The following is a 23,713-nucleotide window of genomic DNA, read 5'->3' as shown; positions in this document are numbered from 1 at the left end:
GGCGCTGCAGGCGGCGATCGCCGACGTGGTGGCTCGCCACGACGTGCTGCACACGACGTTCCCGCAGGACGAACAGGGTCCGTACCAGCTGATCTCGGATGCTTCGGAGGTCGCCTCCCGCCTCGACTTCTCGATCGTCTCGACGGCCGAGGAATTCGAGCGGACGATCACCCGCGGCTTCGACGTGTCGGCGGAATGGCCGGTGCGAGCCTGCCTGTGGCGGGCCGAGGGCGACACCCACATCCTGGGTCTGATCGCCCACCACATCGCCTTCGACGGTGAGTCGCGCAAGCCGCTCGTCGCCGACCTGGTGGCGGCCTATGTCGCTCGCAGCGCCGGGGAGGTCCCGGCTCTCGCGCCGCTCGACGTCCAGTTCGCCGACTTCGCGATCTGGCAGCACGAGGTTCTCGGTTCCGCCGACGATCCCGAGTCGGTCCTGGGCCGTCAGCTCGCGCACTGGACCGAACGTCTGACCGGACTTCCCGACGTCCTCGAGCTCCCGACCGACCACGCCCGGCCCGCGGTCGCCTCGGCCAGGGGCGGACGACTCGGCTTCGAGATCCCCGCCGAGGTCGCCGACGCGGTGGCCGCCACCGCGCGCACGCACGGCGTCACCCCCTTCATGGTCGTGCACGCCGCGCTCGCGGTGCTGCTCGCGCGGTTGTCGGCCACCGACGACATCGCGATCGCGACCCCTGTCGCCGGACGTGGTTCACGCGTCCTCGACCCGCTGGTCGGCATGTTCGTCAACACCCTCGTCCTGCGGTCGCGCATCGCGCCGGAGATGAGCGTGGACGAGCTGCTGGCACAGGTGCGCGGGACCGACCTCGACGCGTTCACCAACGCCGACATCCCCTTCGAGACGCTCGTCGAACACCTGGACCCCATCCGTTCCGAGGCGTTCGCGCCCCTCGCGCAGGTCCTGCTGACCTTGGGTGAGGCGCTGCCCGCCGGACCCGGGGTGCTCGGCGAGGACGCCGCCGCCGGCGCGGCCGAGCTGCCCGGACTGGCGATCACCCCCGTGGAACCGCCTGAGGTCTCTGCCCAGCTCGACCTCGCCGTGGCCGTCTCGGTCGGCGAGGCCGGACAGGCATGGTCGGGGAGTGTGATCTACGCGCTCGACCTGTTCGAGGCCGGCACCGTGGCCGGATTCGCCGACCGCCTGGTCTCGCTGCTGCGCGACATGACCGGCGCCGGTCGCGACACCGTCGCCGTGGGCGATCTCGCGCTCGTCTCGGCCGACGACCGTGCCCGCGTCGACGGCTGGTCGGTCGGTGAGACCACGGTCTTCGGAAGTCCGGTGATCGCCGACGCGGTGGCCACACGTATCGCCGAGGACCCGACGCAGGTGGCCATCGACTTCGAAGGTCGTCGACTCACCTACGGTGAATTCGGCTCGCGCGTGGCCGATCTCGCGCGGACCCTGATCGGGCTCGGGATCGGTCCCGAGGTCGCCGTCGGCGTCTGCATCGACCGTTCGGTCGAGATGGTCGTCGCCGTGCACGCCGTGCTCGCCGCGGGTGGTCAGTACGTGCCGATCGACACCGCCGCACCGGCCGATCGGGTCCAGTACATGATCGAGACCGCCCGGGTCGCCGTCGTGCTGTCCGCCGGTGACGCTCGTCCGGAGGCGATCGACGGACTCGACGACGGGATCACGCTGGTGCAGGTGGACGCGACGAGCGCCGTCGCCGACACCGCGCCCGTCACCGACGCGGACCGCCTCGCGCCGCTGCGGGGCGACCACGCCGCCTACACGCTGTTCACCTCCGGCTCCACCGGCCGCCCCAAGGGCGTCACGGTGTCGCACGCCTCCGTCATGAACCGGTTGTGGTGGGGACTCGGGGAATTCCCGTGGACCGTCGGCGACCGCATCGTGCAGAAGACTCCCTACACCTTCGACGTCTCCGTGCCGGAGTTGTTCGGCCCGTTGATCTCCGGCGCGACGATGATCGTCGCCCGGCCCGGCGGTCACACCGACCCCGACTATCTCGTGGACCTGATCTCCTCGACACGGGCCACGTCGGTGCACTTCGTCCCGTCGATGATGTCGATCTTCCTCGATCTCGTCCCGGCCGGACGATTCGCCGAGATGTCGTCGCTGCGATGGGTTTTCGCCTCCGGTGAGGCGCTGCCGCCGGCCGTCGTGGCCAAGCTGCACGCCCTGCTGCCGCAGGTCTCCATCGTCAATCTCTTCGGGCCCACGGAGGCGGCCGTGGAGGTCGCCGTCGCCGACGTGTCCACCGCCCCGGCGATCATCCCGATCGGCGTGCCCGTCGCGAACACGTCGACATGGGTCCTCGACGCGCGGCTGCGACCGGTTCCGGCCGGGGTGCCGGGTGAGTTGTACCTCGGCGGCGTCCAGCTCGCCCGCGGTTATGCCGCGCGCGCCGACCTGTCCGCGGAACGGTTCGTCGCCGATCCGTTCGGCGAACCGGGTTCGCGTCTCTACCGCACCGGCGACCTCGTGCGCTGGCGCGCAGACGGAACCCTGGAGTACCTGGGCCGCACCGACTTCCAGGTCAAGCTGCGCGGCCAGCGCATCGAGCTCGGTGAGATCGAGTCCGTGATCGCGACCGTCGAGGGTGTCGTGCACACCGCCGTCACGGTGGCCAAGGCCCCGACGGGCGCCGACCACCTCGTCGGTTACGTCGCGCCGGAAGGGGTCGACCTCGACCTCGTCAAGTCGACGGTGGCCGCCGAGCTGCCGGAGTACATGCGTCCGACGGTGTGGATGACGCTGCCGTACATCACCCTCAACAGTGCCGGCAAGATCGATCGAAAGGCGCTGCCGGAGCCGGAGTTCGGGGTACACACCGAGATGTTCGTGGCGCCGGCCACGACGACCGAGGAAGTACTCGCCTCCATCGTCGCGCACCTCATCGGTATCCCGCGGGTGTCGGTGACCGAGTCGTTCTTCGCCCTCGGCGGGGACTCGATCATGTCGATCCAGCTCGCGTCCGCGGCGCGCGCCGCGGGCGTCGACCTGTCCCCGCGCGAGATCTTCGAGCACCGCACGATCCGCGGCATGGCCGCCGCGGCCGATGACGACGCCGCCCGCCTGCCGATGCTCGAGGAGTCCTCTGCGGGCACCGGACCGGTCACGGTGTCCCCGGTCGTGCACTGGATGATCGAACACGCCTCGGCTCCATCGGATTTCGCCGACTTCGTGCAGGCTGCGGTGCTCCGGGCACCGGACGGACTCGACGTCGAGCGGCTGATCGGGCTCCTCGCGGCGGTCGTCGACGCGCATCCCATGCTCACCGCGACCCTCGCGCAGACCGAGGACGGATGGCGGTCGACCGTCGGAAACGCATTCGACGGCGCGTCCGCGGTCATCGAGGTGTCGAGTGTCGCCGCGGTCGGTACCGACGAGTTCGACTCCGACGTCCGTACCGCGTTCGGTGCGGTGTCGGCCACTCTCGACCCCGAGGCCGGGCAGCTGGTGCGGGCCGCACTGATCCGCGACCGCGGCGGCGTGGGACGGGTGCTCCTGGTCATCCATCACCTCGGCGTGGACGCCGTGTCCTGGCCGATCCTCATCGAAGACCTGATCACCGGATGGGCGCAGCTCTCCGACGGTCGGGACATCGAGCTGCGCGCCGAACAGACGAGCGCCCGGGCGTGGACGGATGCCCTTGCGGCCCGGACTGATTCGTGGCACGAGCAGCGCGACCACTGGCTCGCGCAGTTGCCGCCGCGGCCCACGCCGCTCGGCGTCACGCTCGACCGCACCCGCGACCTGATGTCCACCGAGCGCCACGTCTCCCTCGAGATCGGCGCCCCGGTGACCCGATCCGTGCTGACCGCGGTGCCGGAGGCCTTCGGCGGCAACGTCAGCGACGTCCTGCTCGGTGCTTTCGCCCGTGCGGTCCGATCCTGGCAGTCACGTCGCGAGATCACCGACAGCGCACCCGTCACGGTCCTCACCGAGGGTCACGGCCGGTACGAGGAGGTCCTCGCCGCCGGCGAGTCGCCGCGTCGCGCGGACCTGTCCCGGTCGGTCGGCTGGTTCACCACCATCGTCCCCGTGCGCCTCGATCCCGGTACCGACGTGGTGCACGCGGTGAAGGCTGCGAAGGAAGCGCGTCTGGCCCAGCCGGACAACGGCATCGGATTCGGGTGGCTGCGCTACGGCTCCGGGACCGCCGACCCCGATTCCGACACCCGGGAACTGGCCACGCGTCCGCTCCCGAGCATCTCCTTCAACTACTTCGGTGCCGGCGGAGGCGCAGGCGCGCCGGACGCCGAGGTGCTCCCGTTCACCCACGCTCCGGACGCGCCGATCCTGGGATCGTCCGCGTCGGGTCGGATGGTGGCTCTGAGCACCTTGGGCGTGAGCGTGACCACCTCACTCGACGAGCAGGGCAATCGCAAGCTCGTCGCCGGTGCCAGCTTCCCCGGCTCACTGTTCGCCGACGACGAGGTCACCGATCTCCTCGACATGTGGGCGGCCGAACTGGCTGCGCTGACCCAGGCGATCGGTTCGGGCACCCGCGTCGGTCTGTCCCCGTCGGACGTCCCGGGCACCGGCGTCACCCAGCGCGACCTCGACGACCTGGCCCGCACGTATCCGGGCGCGGCGGTGTGGCCGCTGACGCCGCTGCAACAGGGTCTGTACTTCCAGGCGCAGCTCGCCGCGTCCGGCCAGGAGTCCGGCGCCGTGGACGTCTACGTCACCCAGGTGGTCCTCACGCTGGGCGGCCGTGTCGACGGAGATCGGCTGCGCGGTTCGGCCGAGCAGCTGTTCGCCCGACACCGCGTGATGCGGTCGGCCTACCTCCGGACCGGCAGCGGCGCGGTCGTCGCGGTGATCCCCGAGCGCGTCGAGATCCCGTGGCGAGTGGTTCGGCTGGACTCCGGGGTGACCGCCGAGGACGCGGATGCCGAGATCCGGCGGATCGTCGAGGGCGAGCGGCTGGCCCGGTTCGACCTCGGCCGACCGCCCCTGGTGCGGTTCGTGCTCGTCTGGCACGACGACCAGGCGCACCTCGTGGTGACCAACCACCACATCCTGATGGACGGCTGGTCCGGTCCGCTGGTCCTGGCCGACCTGCTCGCCCTGTACGCCACGGGGGAGACCTACACCGGCCAGGTTGCCGGCGGTGAGGGATCGCAGCGATCGGACTTCGCCGACCACGTCCGGCGGCTCGCCGCCGCCGACCGCGACGCCGGTCTGGCGGCATGGCGACAGGTGCTCGCGCCGATCGAGGGTCCGACTCTCGTGGCGCCCGGACTCGAGGCCACCGACGACGAACTGCCTCGGCAGCACCGGGTCATGCTCGACGAGGAGACGACCGCGGGGCTCGAGGAGCTCACCCGAACCGAGGGCGTCACCACCGCCACGGTCATGCAGTTCGCCTGGTCTGTTCTGCTGTCGCGGATGACCGGCAACCGGGTCGTGGTGTTCGGCGAGACCGTCTCGGGCCGGCCCGCGGACCTGCCGGGCGTGGAGACGATGGTCGGGCTCTTCATCAACACGCTGCCCAGCGTCGTCGATGTCGATCCGGCCGCGACCATCGTCGAGGTGCTCCGCAGGCTGCAGGCCGCCAAGGTCGCGGTCATGGATCACCAGCACCTCGGTCTGTCCGACCTGACGGCCCTGGCCGGCTCGGCCCAGCTGTTCGACACGCTGACCGTCCACGAGTCGTTCCCGATCGACACCGAGGCCCTGTCGTCGCAGGACGCGACCGAAGGACTGGCCGACGGTCTCGTCGTCGCCGACGTCGACTCCAGGAGCACCACCCACTACCCGATCAACCTGATCACCGCGGCCGCGGGTGGCCGGGTGTCGTTGCAGCTGAAGTACCTGCCCGCCGCTTTCGGCGACGACCAGATCCGGGTCTTCGGCGAGATCCTGGTGCACATCCTGGAGACGGTGGCCCGCACTCCCCACGAGCGGACGTCCGACATCCCGCTGGTCTCCACGGTGGACGGTCTCGACGTCGCCGAGTGGTCTCGCGGACACGAGGTCCAGATCCCGGGCGAGCACACCGTCGTCGACCTCGTCGCCGATGCACGCGCACGCGCGGCGGATCGGCCCGCCGTGCTCTTCGACGACCGCGTGGTGCACTACGACGAGTTCGCGGCCCGGGTGAGCATCCTTGCGCGAGAGCTGATCTCGCTGGGTGTGGGACCCGATGTCGCCGTCGGCGTCTGCATCGACCGCTCGGTCGAGGTGATGGTCGCCGTGCACGCCATCGTGGCGGCCGGCGGCCAGTACGTGCCGATCGACACCGAATCCCCGGTCGAGCGCACGCAATACATGATCGACACCGCGGACGTCGCGATGGTGCTCATCGGTACCGAGCGTCCGGAAGCGCTCGCGGGTGTGGATCTCCCGGTGGTCGTCGTCGACGCGTCCGCGCCCGTCGACACCGCCGTCCCCTCGGTGTCCGACGCCGATCGACCCGTCCGGGTGTTGCCGGACCACGCCGTCTACACGATCTTCACGTCCGGATCGACCGGACGCCCCAAGGGCGTGACCGTCACCCACGGTGCGCTGCGAAACACCCTCGAGTGGTTCACCGAGTCGAACGGTCCGGGGGAGCACGTCTTCTTCCTGAAGACGCCCTACACGTTCGACGCGTCCGTGTGGGACTACTTCGGCGGCATCTTCGCCGCGTCGCCGGTCGTCGTCGCCGAACCCGGCGGACATCGGGACCCGGTCTACCTGGCACGCCTCATCGAACGCCATCGGGTCACGACCGCCAAGTTCGTGCCCTCGATGCTCGCGGCGTTCCTCGACGGCGCCACCGGCGCCGGGGACGCCGACCTCTCGTCGATGCGCCGGATCTTCTCCGGTGGTGAGGCTCTGAGCCCCGCCCTCGCCGGTGGTCTGCTCCGACTGCTCCCCGAACTCGGGCTCTACAACCAGTACGGTCCGACCGAGGCGACCGTCGACATCACCTATGGACGCGTGGACCGGCCGACGCCGAACATCCCCATCGGGGCACCGGTGTGGAACTCGACGGTCCGTGTCCTCGACGATCGGCTGCGACCGGTCCCGCCGGGCGTCCCCGGTGAGATGTACCTCGGCGGACCCCAGCTGGCCCGCGGTTACGCCTCGCGGTCGGGGCTCACCGCCGAGACCTTCGTCGCCGATCCCTTCGATCCACGCGGTGGCCGGTTGTACCGCACCGGTGACCGCGCCCGGTGGAACACCGACGGCGTGCTGGAATACCTGGGCCGCGCCGACTTCCAGGTGAAGCTGCGCGGGCAGCGCATCGAGCTCGGCGAGATCGAGTCCGTGCTGTCCTCGGCGCCGGGTGTCGTGCATGTGGCCGTCGTCGTGGCCACCGCCCCGAGCGGCGGCGAGCAACTCGTCGCCTACGTCGCCGGACGTCCCGGCGAGGAGGTCGATCTCGACCTCGTGCGCGGAGCGTCCGTGCGCGGTCTGCCGGAGTTCATGCGACCCACGGTCTGGATGGCGCTTCCCGAGATGCCACGGACCACCTCGGGCAAGGTGGACCGACGGGCGCTGCCCCGCCCCGAGTTCGCCACCGGTGACTACGTGGCTCCCGAGACGCCGGAGGAGACCGCGGTCGCCGAGGTCTTCGCGGAGCTCCTCCAGGTCGAACGGGTGGGTGCCACCGACAGCTTCTTCGAGCTGGGCGGCAACTCGCTGTCGGCGATGCGGGTCAGTGCCCGCGTCGGTGACGCCCTGGGTGTCGAGGTCTCGGTCCGCGACGTCTTCGAGGCGCCGTCGGTGCGCGAGCTGGTGGCCGCCCTGACCGGTCGCGGCTCCCGGCTCGCGCCCGTGGTGGCGGTGTCGCCACGGCCCGAACGGATTCCGCTGTCCTTCGCGCAGACCCGGATGTGGTTCCTCAACCGCCTGCATCCCGCTGCGCCCACGCACAACATGACGATCGTGCTGCGGCTGTCGGGCGACCTCGACGTCGAGGCACTGCACACCGCGCTGGGCGACGTCGTCCGCAGGCATGAGGTCCTGCGCACGACGTTCCCGAGTGCCGAAGGCGTGCCCTTCCAGCTCGTGTATCCGCCGGAATCGGTCGCCGACCGGCTCGACTGGGAGGTCGTCGGGTCCGAGGACGACATCTTCGCCGCGGTGACAAGGGGATTCGACGTCACCGAGGAGTGGCCGTTCCGGACGCGCCTCTGGGCGGTCGAGCCCGGTGAGTTCGTGCTCGCCGTCGTGTTCCACCACATCGGTGCCGACGGCGAGTCCATGGCCCCGCTCGTCTCCGACCTGGTCTCCGCCTACAGCGCCCGCGTCGCCGGGGACGAGCCGCAATTCCCGCCGTTCGCCGTGCAATTCGCCGATTACGCGATCTGGCAGCACACCGTCCTCGGCTCGGTCGACGACCCGGATTCGGTCGTCGGACGCCAATTGGCCTACTGGGCCGGGCACCTCGCCGGTGTTCCCGACGTACTCGAACTGCCGTCGGACCGTCCGCGTCCGCCGGTCGCCTCCGGGCGCGGCGCCCGCGCACGGGTCGAGATCCCGGCCGGGATCGGCGAGCGCGTCACCGAGGTCGCGCGCGGAGCCGACGTGACGCCGTTCATGGTGCTGCACGGCGCCGTCGCGGTGCTGCTCGCACGCCTGTCGGCCACCGACGACATCGTCGTCAGCACGCCGATCGCCGGTCGCGGTCAGGCGGAGCTCGATCCGCTCGTCGGCATGTTCGTCAACACCCTGGTGCTGCGGACACTGGTCGACGGCGCCCAGTCGTTCGAACAGCTCCTGTCCGCGGTGCGCGACGTCGACCTGAACGCGTTCGCCCACGCCGACGTCCCGTTCGAGACCGTGGTCGACCGGCTGAGTCCGGTGCGCTCGGAGGCCTTCGCGCCGCTGGCCCAGGTCATGTTCTCGTTCAGCCCGTCGGCGACCGCCGCCGAGGCACTCGGTGACGCGGCCGGCATCACGGTGACGCCGTACGCGGATGTGATGGTCTCGTCGCAGATCGATCTCTGGATCACCGTCTCCTCGCGGCCCGCCGGGCAGACCTGGCCGGTGAACCTCGACTACTCGACCGACCTCTTCGACGAGCCGACGGTGCTCGAGTTCGGCGAACGCTTCATCCGTCTTCTCGATGCCCTGACCTCGGTCCCGGACCGGGCGGTGGGGGATGCGCCGTTCGTCGCCGAGGACACGACGGCCGCCATCGAGTCGGCCGAGTGGGGCGAGCGGGTGGAACTGCCCGCAGTGCAGACCGTCAGCGACGCCGTCTCCGCCCAGGCGCAGCGCACCCCGGACGCCACCGCGATCGTCTTCGGCGACCGCGAGGTGTCCTACGCCGAGTTCGTCGCCCGGGTCAACACACTGGCCCGCGACCTCATCGAGGCCGGTGTCGGGCCGGATGTGGCAGTCGCCCTGTGCATTCCGCGCTCCGTCGAGATGATGGTCGCGATCCACGCCGTCATCGCCGCGGGTGGACAGTACGTCCCGGTCGACGTGGCCGCGCCAGCCGACCGCGTCCGCTACATGTACGAGACCGCCGGTGTGCGGGTGCTGCTCGTCGCCGACGCCGAGGGTGTCCGGGACGCGGTGGCCGCGGCCGACGACACCGGTGTGCGGGTCGTCGTGGTCGACGCCTCGGCCCTGGTGGACGTCGACTCGTCGGCCGCCGCACCGGTGTCCGACGCGGAGCGGCTCTCCCCGCTGCGCCCCGACGACGCCGCGTACACCCTGTTCACCTCGGGCTCCACGGGTCGCCCCAAGGGCGTCACGTTGTCGCATGCCGCGGTGCTGAACCGGTTGTGGTGGGGCCTGGACGCCCTGCCGATCGGTCCCGACGACGTCGTCATGCAGAAGACGCCGTACACATTCGACTGTTCGGTGCCGGAATTGTTCGCGCCGTTGTCGATCGGTGCCCGGCTGGTGGTCCTCGCCGACGGCGGACACCTGAACCCGCGTCAGGTCGCCGACGAGATCGCCCGCACGGGCACGACGATGATCCACTTCGTGCCGTCGATGCTGTCGGTGTTCCTCGAGGTGGTCGGCCGTGAGCAGCTCGCCGCCCTCGACACCATCCGCATCGTCTCGACCACGGGTGAGGCGTTGCCGCCCGCGGTCGCGGCACCCGTCCGCGAGATCTGGCCGGACGCATGGTTCTTCAACCTGTACGGTCCGACCGAGGCCGCGGTGGAGATCACCTTCGAACGCATCCACTCGGTTGCCGCCGACGATCCGACCGTGCCGATCGGCATCCCGGTGTGGAACTCCTCGGCCGTCGTGCTCGACGCCCGGTTGCGCCGGGTGCCCGCCGGTGTCCCCGGTGAGCTCTACCTCGGTGGCGTGCAACTCGCCCGCGGTTACGCGGCCCGCCCGGACCTCACCTCCGAACGGTTCGTCGCCGATCCGTACGGCGAACCGGGTTCGCGGCTCTACCGCACCGGCGACCTCGTGCGCAGGCGCCCCGACGGCGTCCTGGAGTACTTGGGACGCACCGATTTCCAGGTCAAGCTCCGCGGCCAGCGCATCGAGCTCGGCGAGATCGAGGCGGTCATCGCCTCGGCTCCCGGCGTCGTCCACGCCGCGGCCACCGTGGCCACCGCACCCGGCGGCGGGGAACACCTCGTCGGCTACCTGGCGGGTGTCCCGGGTGAGCACATCGACCTGGACAGGGTCAAGGCCGTTGTCGCCGAGGCACTTCCGGGCTACATGCGACCGACCGTGTGGATGCCGGTGGACGACATCGCGCTCAACACGGCAGGCAAGATCGATCGTCGTGCGCTGCCGGAACCGGTCTTCACCGCGGGCGAGTACGTCGCCCCCGCCGGTGAGGCGGAGGCCGCGGTCGCCGAGGTGTTCGCCGACATCCTCGGTGTCGATCGCGTCAGCGTGACCGACTCGTTCTTCGACCTCGGTGGCAACTCGCTCGCCGCGATGCGGCTCGTCGCCCGCGTGGGCGAGGTCACCGGCACGGAGATCTCGATCCGGGAACTCTTCAACGCCCCGAACGTGCGTGAACTGACGCGGGTGAGTTCCGGTCTCGACTCCGCACGCGCCCCGATCGTGGCCGTCGAGTCCCGGCCCGAACGGATCCCGCTGGCGTTCGCCCAGCAGCGGATGTGGTTCGTCAACCAGGCCGACACCACCTCGTCGGCCTACAACCTGCCGATCGTGCTGCGGCTGTCCGGTGCGCTCGACACCGACGCGCTGCACGCCGCTCTGATCGACGTGGTGTCGCGCCACGAGTCACTGCGCACGACGTTCCCGTCGGCCGACGGCATGCCGTACCAGAAGATCAACCGCGCGACGTCGGTCGCGGCCAAGCTGGACTGGCAGGAGGTGTCCTCGCAGGAGGAGATCGAGGCGGCGGTCTCCGCAGGCTTCGACGTCTCGCGGGAATGGCCCATCCGCGCCCGGATCTGGGAGGTGACGCCCGACGAGCACGTGTTCGCGGTGATCACCCATCACATCGCCTCGGACGGGCAGTCGATGACGCCGCTCGTGCGCGACGTCGTGACCGCCTACCTCGCCGAGTCCGCCGACACCGACCCGGAATTCGCCGACCTCGACGTCCAGTTCGCCGACTTCGCGATCTGGCAGCACGAGGTTCTCGGTTCGCCCGAGGATCCCGAGTCCGTCGTGGGCCGCCAGCTCACCTACTGGACCGACCGTCTCGCCGGCCTCCCCGACGTGATCGAGTTGCCCACCGACCGTCCCCGGCCCGCGCGGGCCAGCCAGCGCGGCGGCCGCGTCCTGTTCGGCGTGCCCGCGTCGGTCGGCGATCGCATCGCCGGGTTCGCCCAGGAGACCGGGACGACCCCGTTCATGGTGGTCCACGCCGCACTGGCCGCCCTCCTGTCACGGCTGTCGGCAACCGACGACATCGCCGTCGGCACACCGATCGCCGGTCGCGGGCAGCGCGTGCTCGATCCGCTCGTCGGCATGTTCGTCAACACCCTGGTGTTGCGGACGACCGTCGACCGCGACCGCGGCTTCGCCGACCTGCTCGACGCAGCCAAGGACGCCGACCTCGCTGCTTTCGCCAACGCCGACGTCCCGTTCGACGTGGTCGCGGATGCGGCCGGGGCCCAGCGGTCGGCAGCGTTCGCGCCCTTCACCCAGGTGTGGCTGACGTTCGACCAGTCGACCCTCCCCGAACTGGCGGGTCCGGATCTCTCGATCGGCGAGGTCGCCGGCCTCCAGGTGAGTTCGGTGACCACCGAGCGCATCCCGGCCCGCGTCGACCTGCTGGTCGCGCTCTCGCAGCCGGCCGGGTCCGAGGACTGGTCGGGTGCGATCACCTACGCGACCGATCTGTTCGACGAACCGTCGGTGGCGCGTCTCGCCGAGCAGCTGGTGACGCTGCTGACCGAGGCCCTGGCGGAACCCGAGGTGCCACTGCGGCAGATCTCCCTCGGCGAGGCGACCATGTCGGTGGCCGAACTCGCCCGCGCGGCAACGCAACCCGAACCGCAGCGGCAGACGGTGTCGATCGCCGACTCCGACGCGGTCGTGACCGGGGGACCGGGAACCGAGCCGGTCGTCCTGAGTGATCTCTTCGCGCAGGCCGCCGCGAAGTGGGGACCGCGCCAGGCCGTCGTCGACGCGGACAATGTCTGGCTGTCGTACGCGGACCTCGACGCGCGGTCGAACCGCTTGGCGCGCTGGCTGATCGGTCAGGGCATCGGCCCGGAGAAACTGGTCGCGCTGGCGATCGGCCGATCCGCGCAGCTGCTCACCGCCATCTGGGCGGTGGCCAAGACCGGCGGTGGCTACGTGCCGATCGACCCGGACTACCCCGCCGAACGAGTGGCGAACATGGTCGAGGACTCGGGCGCGATCCTGGGCCTGGCCGTCCAGGCGTCGGGAACCCTGCCCGGGGAACGTTTCTCGTGGCGCAGTCTCGACGACGCCACGCTGTCCGCCGAGATCGAGGCGCTGTCCGACGCGCCGATCACCTCATCGGATCGGCGTGGGCCGGTACGGGTGGACAACGTCGCCTACGTCATCTACACCTCCGGCTCCACCGGGCGCCCGAAGGGTGTCGCCGTGACCCACTCGGGTCTGGCGAACTTCGCCGCCGAAGAGATCCGGCGTTCGGGTGCCGACGAGTACTCGCGGGTGCTCGGCTTCGCCTCGCCCAGCTTCGACGCGTCGGTGCTCGAGTACCTGCTCGCGATCGTGTCCGGCGGCGTGTTGATCTATCGCCCCGCCGACGCGGTCGGTGGCCCGCCGCTGCAGGACCTGATGATGCGGCAGGCGATCACCCACACGTTCCTGACGCCGACCGTGCTCGCGACCATCGAACCGCACGCGGTCCCGGCCCTCCGAGTCGTCTATGCCGGTGGCGAGGCCGTGCCGCAGGCGCTCAAGGACAGCTGGGCTCCGTTCCGGCGGATCCAGAACCTGTACGGCCCCACCGAGACCACGATCGGCGTCACCATCAGTGCGCCGATGGCGGTGGGCGAGCCGGTCTCGCTCGGCGGCCCGCTCGCCGGCGTGGGCCTGATGGTGCTCGACGCGCAGTTGCGTCCGGTCCCCGTCGGTGTCGCGGGGGAGCTGTATGTCAACGGCGGTGCGCTGTCGCGCGGATACCTCGACCGCCCGGGCCTGACCGCGGAGAAGTTCGTGGCGAACCCGCATGGTCACCCGGGTGACCGGATGTATCGCACCGGCGACATCGTCCGCTGGAAGCAGGACTCCACCGGTGCGCCGGTCCTCGAGTACTCCGGCCGCAGTGACGACCAGGTGAAGCTGCGCGGTCTGCGCATCGAACTCGGCGAGATCGAGGCGGTCCTCGCCGAGCACCCGGCGGTCCGCTCGGCCGTGGTCGTCGGTGTCGGCGGTTCGGTCGCCACCGCGCTGGCCGCCTACGTGGTCGCGGCCGGCACAGGGGGCGGCGCCGAGGTCGATCCGGCAGAGCTGAGATCGTTTGTCGGCGAACGACTCCCGGCGCACATGGTGCCGGCGTCGGTCGCGGTGCTCGACGAGCTCCCGCTCACCCCGGTCGGCAAGCTCGACAAGGCCGCCCTGCCCGAACCGGTCATCGAGGTCGGCGAGATCGTCGAACCGGAGACGAACGAGGAAGCCGCGGTCGCCGCGGTGTTCGCCGAGGTCCTGGGAATCGACCAGGTCAGCGTGACCGAGTCCTTCTTCGACCTCGGTGGCAACTCGCTGTCGGCGACGCGCGTGGCCGCCCGGGTGGGCGAGGTGCTCGGCGTGGAGACCTCGGTGCGCGACCTGTTCGAGGCACCGACGGTGCGTGCGCTCGTGGCCGAGGTGTCCGGACATGCCGAGGCGCTGCCGCCGATCGTCGCCCGCGCGGATCGTCCGGAACTCGTACCGTTGTCCTTCGCCCAGCAGCGGATGTGGTTCATCAACCAGTTCGATCCGTCGCTGCCGACCTACAACATCCCGTTCGTGCTCCAGGTGCGCGGTGCTCTCGACACCGAGGCGTTGCGCCTGGCGATCGTCGACGTCGTCGAACGCCACGAGGTCCTGCGGACCACCTTCCCGTCCGTCGACGGGGTCGCCCATCAACTGGTCCATCCGGCCGAGCAGATCGCCGACCGGCTGGACTGGGGGATCGCCGCCGACCAGCACGCCTTCGAGCGTGCGGTGGTCTCCGGGTTCGACGTCGCCGCCGACTGGCCGATCCGCGTGCGGGTCTGGCACGTCGACGCCGAGCGTGCGGTCGTCGCGGTCGTCGTCCACCACATCGCCGCCGACGGCGAGTCGATGAACCCGCTGCTCGTCGACGTCCTCACGGCGTACGACGCCCGGGTGTCGGGGAACGAGCCCGACTTCGAGCCCCTCGAGGTCCAGTTCGCCGACTACGCCCTCTGGCAGCACGAGGTCCTCGGCGACGGATCCGATCCGACCTCGGTCATCGGCTCCCAGTTGGCCTATTGGACAGACAAACTCGCCGATCTGCCCGAGGTGCTGAACCTGCCGTTCGACCGGCCCCGGCCGTTGGTGGCCTCGCAGCGCGGCGGTCGCGTCGGCGCCGCGATCCCGGCCGAGATCGGGAACCGGGTCCGCGACCTCGCACGCGAGGTCGACGCGACCCCGTTCATCGTCGTGCACGCGGCGCTCGCCGTGTTGCTCGCGCGACTGTCGGCCGGCGAGGACGTGGCGATCGCCACCCCGGTCGCCGGACGCGGACAGCGTGTACTCGACCCGCTCGTGGGCATGTTCGTCAACACCCTGGTCCTGCGGGCCCAGGTGGATCCGTCGATGTCGTTCGCCGAACTGCTGGAGCAGGCCCGCGACACCGACCTGGAAGCATTCGCGAACGCCGACGTGGCCTTCGAGATGCTCGTCGAGAAGCTCAATCCGGTCCGGTCCGAGGCGTTCGCGCCGCTGGCCCAGATCATGCTCACGTTCGGTCAGACGGCACTGCCCGAGATGGCGGAGACCGCGCCGGCCGCGGTCGCGGGGCTGGAGATCGAACCGATGCCGCCGGCCGATCCGCCGGCGAAACTGGACCTGACGATCGGTGTGTCCGTTCCCGACGGGGACGGGGACTGGCCGCTCTCGCTGGTGTTCGCGCGGGATCTCTTCGACGAGGACACCGTCGCCCAGCTGGCGCGCCGGTTCGTCGGGCTGCTCGACCAGCTCACCCGGCACACCGACGACCCGGTGGCCGACGCCGCCCTCCTCGAACCCGCCGAGATCGAGGAGATACTCCGGCGATCACGGGGCACGGAGACCGCCATACCGGCGGGATCGGTGGCCGATGCGCTCTCGTTTCGCGGGGCGCGGTCGCTCGACTCGATCGCGCTGACCTACGCCGACCGTGAGTTGACCTACCGCGAGTTCGGCGCTCGGGTCGCCGATCTCGCCCGGGAACTCCTCGGGCTGGGCGTGGGACCCGATGTCGCGGTGGCGGTCTGCATCGACCGCGGTGTGGACATGGTGGTGGCCGTCCACGCGGTGACCGCGGCCGGTGGCCGGTACGTGCCCATCGACACCGCTGCCCCGGGCGACCGTGTGCGCTACATGGTCGAGACCGCGGGCGCGCGGGTCCTGCTCGTCGGACCGCGGCCCGTGGCGGCCGATCTGTCCGGACTCGACGACGGCGTCCGGCGCGTCACCGTCGACTCGACCCGCGACATCGATCCGTCGACACCGCCGGTCACCGACGCCGAACGTGTCCGGCCGATCCGCGGTGACGATGCGCTGTACACGCTCTTCACCTCCGGCTCGACCGGACGACCCAAGGGCGTGACCGTCTCCCACGCCGCGGTGGCCAACCGGTTGTGGTGGGGACTCGACGAGTATCCCTGGACCGTGGGTGACCGGATCATCCAGAAGACGCCGTACACCTTCGACGTCTCGGTGCCGGAGCTGTTCGCGCCGTTGCTGACCGGTGCGACGATGGTGATCGCCGAACCGGGCGGCCATGCCGATCCGCTCTACATCGTCGACCTGATCGCGTCCAGCGGTGCCACCTCGGTGCATTTCGTCCCGTCGATGCTGTCGGTGTTCCTCGATGTCGTGCCGGCCGAGACGATCTCGCGCCTGGGTACGCTCCGCTGGCTGTTCGCCTCCGGTGAGGCGCTGCCGCCCGCGGTGGTGGCCCGTGCCCACGAGCTGCTGCCGCACGTCCAGATCGTGAACCTGTTCGGTCCCACCGAGGCGGCGGTCGAGGTGGCCTACGCCGACGTGACCCGGGCGCCGTCGATCGTGCCGATCGGCGTGCCGGTCTGGAACACGACGACCCATGTGCTCGACGCGCGACTGAATCCTGTCCCGACGGGGGTCCCGGGCGAGCTCTATCTGGGTGGCGATCAGGTGGCCCGCGGGTATGCCGCGCAACCGGGCCTGTCCGCCGAGCGCTTCGTGGCCGACCCGTTCGGCCGGCCCGGCTCGCGGCTCTACCGGACCGGTGATCTCGTGCGGTGGAACACCGAGGGGGAGATCGAATACCTCGGCCGCACCGACTTCCAGGTGAAGCTGCGCGGCCAGCGCATCGAACTCGGCGAGATCGAGTCCGTCGTCGCGGCGGCGCCCGGCGTCGTGCACGCCGCGGTGTCGGTGGCCGACGCGCCGGGTGGCGGACAGCATCTGGTCGCCTATGTCGCGCCGTCGACCGTGGACCTCGAGGTCCTGCGGGACGCGGTGACCCGGGCACTCCCGGAGTACATGCGTCCGACGCTGTGGATGCCGATCGACGAGGTGGTGCTGAACAGCGCGGGCAAGCTCGACCGCCGCGCCCTGCCCGCACCCGACTTCGCGGGGCTCGACGCCGATCACGTCGCGCCCGCCAACGCGACGGAGGAGACCCTGGCGACCATCGTGGCGGGTCTGCTCGGACTGGACCGGGTCTCGGTCACCCAGTCGTTCTTCGCGCTCGGCGGTGACTCGATCATGTCGATCCAGCTCGCCTCGGCGGTTCGCGCCGCCGGGTTCACCCTGACACCGCGAGACATCTTCGAGCAACGGACCATTCGGGCGATGGCCCGCGTGGTCGCCGGGGAGGCGCACCGTCTGCCCGCTCTCGACGAACCCGCGGGCGGCGGGCGCGGCGACCTGCCACTGCTGCCGGTGATGTCGTGGATGATCGAACACTCCACGCACGCATCTGATTTCGCGGACTTCTCGCAGTACCGGGTGCTCCACGCGCCGGCGGATCTCACCGTGGACGCGTTGTCGGAGTTGCTGTCCGAGCTCATCGCGGTGCACCCGATGCTGTCCGCGCGTCTCACCCGGAGCGATGACCGCTGGCGATTGGTCGCCGGATCGGATGAGAACGCCGGTGGTCCGAGCGCGGCGCCCTATGTATTCGCACGCTCCTCGGTCGCACCGGTGGGCAGTCCCGGCCACGGCGCGGATCTTCGTGCCGCACATGCCGAGGCACTGGCTCACCTCGATCCGTCGGCCGGTGTGCTCGTCGCGGCGGGCATCGTCACCGACGCCGACGGCGTCGGTCGGGTCGTCCTGGCGATCCACCATCTCGGTGTCGACGCGGTGTCCTGGCCGATCCTCGTCGAGGACCTGGTCACCGGATGGGCGCAGCGGGCATCGGGGCAACCGATCGCGCTGCGTGCCGAGGCGACGTCCGAGCGGGCGTGGGCCCACGCGGTCGGCGCACAGGCCGACCGGCGCTCGGCCGAGCTGCCGTACTGGCTCGACCGTCTCCCGGCCCGACCCACCGATCTCGGGATCGACTTCGACGCGTCGCGGGACCGGTTCGGCACCGAGGTGTCGGTGGTCCACGCATTCGACGCGCAGGTGACCGAGGCGGCGCTGACCTCGGTGCCGGAAGCGTTCCGCGGCAACGCCAACGACGTCCTGCTCGGTACGTTCGCACGTGCGGTGCGGGCGTGGCAGGCCGCGCGCGGTATCGCCGACGTCGCACCCGTCACGGTCCTGGTGGAGGGCCACGGGCGCAAGGACGAGATCGTCACCGCCGACGGCGAACGAGCAGTGGACCTGTCCCGCACGGTCGGCTGGTTCACCACCATCGCCCCGGTCGCTGTCGATCCGTCCACCGACGTCACCCATGCGGTGAAGTCGGCCAAGGAGGAACGTCTCGGGCAACCCGACGGCGGTCTCGGCTTCGGTGCGCTGCGTTACGGCGCCGACACCGAGCTGTCGCAGCGTCCGCTGCCGAGCATCGGTTTCAACTTCTTCGGTGCCGGACGCGCGGGACGCCCCGCGGCGGAACCCGCGCCCGACGTCATCCCGTTCACCGGTGCGCCCGGCGCGCCGGGGATGCCGCCGTCGGTGTCTGGTGCGATGGTCGCGCTGAACCCGTTGAGCGTCAACGTCGGAACGCGAAGCGACGGCGAGACCCGGCGCCTCACGGCAAACTTCACGTTCCCGTCGGCTCTGTTCGGGACCGACGACATCACGGCGCTCGCCGAGTTGTGGGCCGCCGAGCTCGCCGCACTCGCCGAGCACGTCGCGGTCGTCGGTGACCCGGGCCGGTCGCCGTCGGACGTGCCCGGTACGCCCGTCACCCAGACCGAACTCGACGCGCTCGCGGTGCGGTTCCCGGGTGCGGACGTCTGGCCGCTCACGCCGCTGCAGGCCGGTCTGTACTTCCAGTCGCAGATGGCTGCGCAGAACACCGTGGGAGCCGACGGTGTCGCTCCCACGGGCTCCGACAACGTGGACGTCTACGTCACGCAGGCGGTGCTGCATCTCGGCGGTGAGGTCGACCGGGCGCGATTGCGTTCGGCGGCCGAGGAACTCGTCGCACATCATCGTGTGCTGCGCAGCGGGTATGTGCGCACGGCGGGCGGGGCCCTGGTGGCCGTCGTACCGCCGCGCGTCGACCTGCCGTGGTCCGAGGTGTCCCTGGAACCCGACCTCGACGGTGACGAGGCAGCGCGACGAGTGCGCGAGATCGCCGACACCGAACGGATCGAACCGTTCGATCTCGCGGCGCCGCCGCTGGTGCGGTTCGTGAGCGTCGAGCACGGCTCCGGATCCGACACGACGCTGAGCCTGATCGTGACCAACCATCACATCCTGCTCGACGGCTGGTCCGGTCCGCTGGTTCTCGCCGACCTGCTCGCGCTCTACGCCGGGGTGGGTCCGTACACGGCAACCATTTCAGCGGACTCCGACTTCGGCGACCACGTCCGGCGGCTCGCCGCCGCCGACCCGGCCGCGGGTCTCGCCGCCTGGCGGGATGTGCTGGCGCCGCTGGCGGAGCCGACGCTGGTGTCCGGCGCCGAGGAGGCCACGACCACGTCGTTGCCGCGTGACCACGAGGAGTGGATCGACGCCGAGACGACGGCGGCGATCAACCGGCTGGCGCGCGAACGCGGTGTCACGGTCAGCACGATCCTGCAGTTCGCCTGGGCGGTGCTGCTGTCGCGCATGACCGGCAACCAGGTGGTCGCCTTCGGCGAGACCGTGTCGGGGCGCCCGTCGGACCTCGACGGTGTCGAGGGCATGGTCGGCCTGTTCATCAACACGGTCCCGAGCGTCGTCGACGTCGACCCGGCTGCCCCGATCGGCGACGTGCTCGCCGCGATGCAGGCCGACAAGGTCGCAGTCCTCGACCACCAGCACGTCGGTCTCGCCGACCTCACCGCGCTTGCGGGGATCGGTGCGCTCTTCGACACGCTGACCGTGTTCGAGTCGTTCCCGGTGGACTCCGACTCGCTGTCCACGGCGGACACGTCGCTGGCCGGCGGTCTGCAGATCGTCGGCGTGGACGCCGGCGACTCGACGCACTATCCGCTCAACCTCGCGTCGTCACCGTCCGGTGACCGCCTGCTGCTGAAGCTCAAGTACCTCCCGTCGGCCTTCGCCGACGACCAGGTGGGGGTGTTCGGTGCGGCGCTGCGCGAGATCCTGCGGACAACCGTCGACGATGTGGATTCGCCGACCTCGTCGATCGCGCTCCTCGACGCCGCGGCAGCTGCCGAGCTCACGCCGGTGAACGGTCCGGCGGCGCCGGAACCGCGTCTGCTGGGCGAGGTGTTCGCCGACGTCGCGGCCGCGCACGCGGGGATCGTCGCGGTCACCGACGGCGACGGCGCGTCGCTCACCTACGCCGAGCTCGACGAGCGCTCGAACCGGCTCGCGCGGTGGATGATCGGCCGCGGGATCGGCGTGGACTCGGTCGTGGGGCTGGCGCTCGGTCGCACCGTCGACCGGCTGGCGGGGCAATGGGCCCTGGCGAAGCTGGGCGCGGCGTACCTGTCCATCGACCCGACGCTGCCCGCCGACCGCATCGCGCACATGGTCACCGATTCCGGTGTGCGTCTGGTGATCGCGTCGGCATCGGGAAGTCCGGAACAGGGCGGCCCGGGGCCGGAAGCGGGTGCCCGCGGTGACGTCGAATGGATCGACGTGTCCGCCGTCGCCGACGCCATGCGTGGCATCGAGGGCACCGCCCTCGCGCCGGGCGAGCTGGTGGGTACCCCGCGTCTGGATGCACTCGCTTATGTCATCTACACCTCCGGGTCGACCGGAGTGCCCAAGGGCGTGGCGGTCACCCAGCTCGGTGCGCACGCCTTCGCCGTCGCCGAGGCGCACCGGTTCGGCATCGATCCGGGTTCGCGGGTACTCGGTTACGCCTCACCGAGTTTCGATGCCTCGGTGCTGGAGTGGCTGCTGGCCTCGACCTCGGGTTCGACGCTGGTGTACCGGCCGGACGACATCGTCGGTGGCGAGGCGCTGACCGCCTTCCTCCGCGAGCACGAACTGACGCACGTGTTCCTCACGCCGAGTGTGCTGGCGACCGTCGAACCCGACGACCTGCCCGCACTGCGGATGCTGGCCTCGGGTGGCGAGGCGGTCTCCACCGCTCTCGTCCGCACCTGGGCGGGCCGCGTCTCGTTCCACAACGCGTACGGGCCGACGGAGACGTCGGTGGCGGTCGCGATCAGCGGTCCGCTCGACCCGGACGAGCCGGTGACGATCGGCGGCCCGGTGGCGGGTACCGGCCTGCTGGTCCTGGATCAGCGATTGTCCCCGGTGCCCATCGGGATGGCGGGCGAGCTGTACGCCACCGGTGTCTCGTCGGCCCGCGGATATCTCCGGCGTCCGCAGCTGACCGCCGAACGCTTCGTCGCGTCCCCGTTCGGGGCGCCAGGCGACCGCATGTACCGCACGGGCGACCGTGTCCGGTGGGTGCGCTCGGCATCCGGCGAGCTGGTGCTCGAGTATCTCGGTCGTTCCGACGACCAGGTGAAGCTGCGCGGCCTGCGCATCGAACTGGGCGAGATCGAGAACGCGCTGTCCACGCATCCGTCGGTGAAGACCGCGGTGGTGCTCGGGGTCGGCGGGTCGGTCGCGTCGTCGCTGGCCGCCTACGTGGTACCGGCATCGGACGCGCTGAGCACCGGCGGCGAGACTCCTGCCGTCGACACCGCTGCGCTGCGGGACCACCTGGCGGATCGACTGCCGTCGTACATGATCCCGGCGACGATCACGGTCCTGGCCGACCTGCCGCTCACCGCGACGGGCAAGCTGGACAAGCGGGCACTGCCGGCACCGGACATCGAGGCCGACGACCTCGTCGCACCGGAGACCGCGGCGGAGGCGCGCGTGGTCGCCGTCTTCGCCGACCTGCTGGGCGTCGACGCGGTGTCGGTGACCGGTGACTTCTTCGCCCTGGGCGGCAACTCGCTCTCCGCGACCCGACTGGCAGCACGCGTCGGCGACGCCCTCAACGCCGACATCGGCGTGCGGGACGTGTTCGAGTCGCCGACGCCGCGGGCACTGGCCGCTCTCGGTCAGCACCGGGGCGGTCTGCGCGCGCCGGTCACCCGGGTCGAGCCGAGGCCGGCGGAGATCCCGCTGTCGTTCGCGCAGCAGCGGATCTGGTTCATCAATCGCCTCGACCCGGCCTCGGCGGCCTACAACCTGCCGATCGGTGTCGAACTCGGCGGCCGGCTGGACGTCGAGGCCCTCGGTGCGGCGATCGGCGACGTCGTCGCGCGGCACGAGATCCTGCGGACCACGTTCCCCGCCGTCGACGGCCGGCCGACCCAGGTCGTCCACGACGCCGACGGTCCGGCGGCGCTGCCCCGCCTCGTCGAATGTGATTCGGAGGCGGAGCTTCTCGAGGCGCTGTCCGCCGGATTCGACGTGACCACCGAGGTGCCCGTCCGGATCCGGTTGTGGCGACGCGACGAGGGTTCGTGGGTCCTGCTCGCGGTACTGCATCACATCGTGGGTGACGGTGAGTCCATGCGGCCACTGATGTCCGACGTCGTGACGGCCTACCGGGACCGGGCCGCGAGCCGGGCACCGGACCTGCCGCCGCTGCCGGTCCAGTTCGCCGACTACGCGCTGTGGCAGCAACGCGAGCTGGGCGCGGTCGACGACCCGACGTCGGTGGTCGGACGGCAACTGTCGTACTGGTTGCGTCAGCTCGCCGGGGTACCCGACGTGCTGGAGCTGCCCGCCGACCGGCCGCGCCCGACCGTGGCGTCGATGCGGGGTGCGCGGGTCGACTTCGAGATCCCGCATGAGGTCGCGACGCGGATCTCGGCGCTGGCGCGCGAGCGCGGGATGACGCCGTTCATGGTGGTGCACGCGGGCCTGTCGGTGCTGCTCGCCCGGGTCACCGCGACCGACGACATCGCGGTCGCCACTCCCATCGCGGGCCGGGGACGCGCCGAGATCGATCAGCTGATCGGCATGTTCGTCAACACCCTGGTCCTGCGGGCCGAGGTGGACCCGGCGATGAGCTTCGCGGAACTGCTCGAGGACACCCGCGTCGTCGACCTGGACGCGTTCACCAACGCCGACGTGCCGTTCGAGACGCTGGTCGAGCGGCTGAACCCGACCCGGTCCAGGGCGTTCTCGCCGCTCGCGCAGGTCATGCTGACGCTGACCAACGCGGGCAACACCGCGCCGGTGTTCGAGGCGGAGGGTCTGCGGGTCGCGGCGCTCGAGTCGCCGGTGACGTCCGCCCAGCTCGACCTCACGGTCGCGGTGGTCGCCCGTCCGGACCGGTCCTGGTCGGCGTCGATGGTCTACGCGACGGACCTGTTCGACGAGGGGACCGTCGAGCTGCTCGCGCAGCGCCTGGTTACGCTCCTCGACGGGCTCACGGCCCGGCCGGACGCCGCGGTCGGGGAGTGTCCACTGGTGACACCGGCGGAACGGGATCGCGTGCTGGCCTGGTCGGCGGGTGCCGCGACGCGGCCGACCGGCGCCACCCTGCCGGGCATCGTCGGATCCCGGCAGTCCGGCGCGGGGGAGCCGGGAGTCGGCGAGAACGGTGTGGCCGGCCGCGAGGTCGGGTACAACGGTCGCGGTGGGGACGAGAGTCGCTACGGTGACGATGGTTCCGACAGTGGTCCCGGTGGGGATGACTGA

Annotated in this window: 1 protein-coding gene (cut by a window edge); it reads left to right on the top strand. The window is 70.9% G+C overall.

Features of this window, described 5'->3' with window-relative positions:
- Positions 1–23,713: the 3' portion of a non-ribosomal peptide synthase/polyketide synthase gene (locus MHN80_RS03535; RefSeq protein ID WP_239399579.1), read on the top strand. Its footprint begins 16,532 nt before the window's first position; only the last 23,713 of its 40,245 coding nucleotides appear in the window; its start codon lies off the left edge, out of view; it ends in the stop codon at positions 23,711–23,713.

Source organism: Gordonia sp. McavH-238-E, from assembly GCF_022348225.1.
GTDB lineage: Bacteria > Actinomycetota > Actinomycetes > Mycobacteriales > Mycobacteriaceae > Gordonia > Gordonia terrae.
The sequence above is the reverse complement of the archived record's forward strand: the minus strand, read 5'-3'. Positions and strand labels throughout refer to the sequence as shown.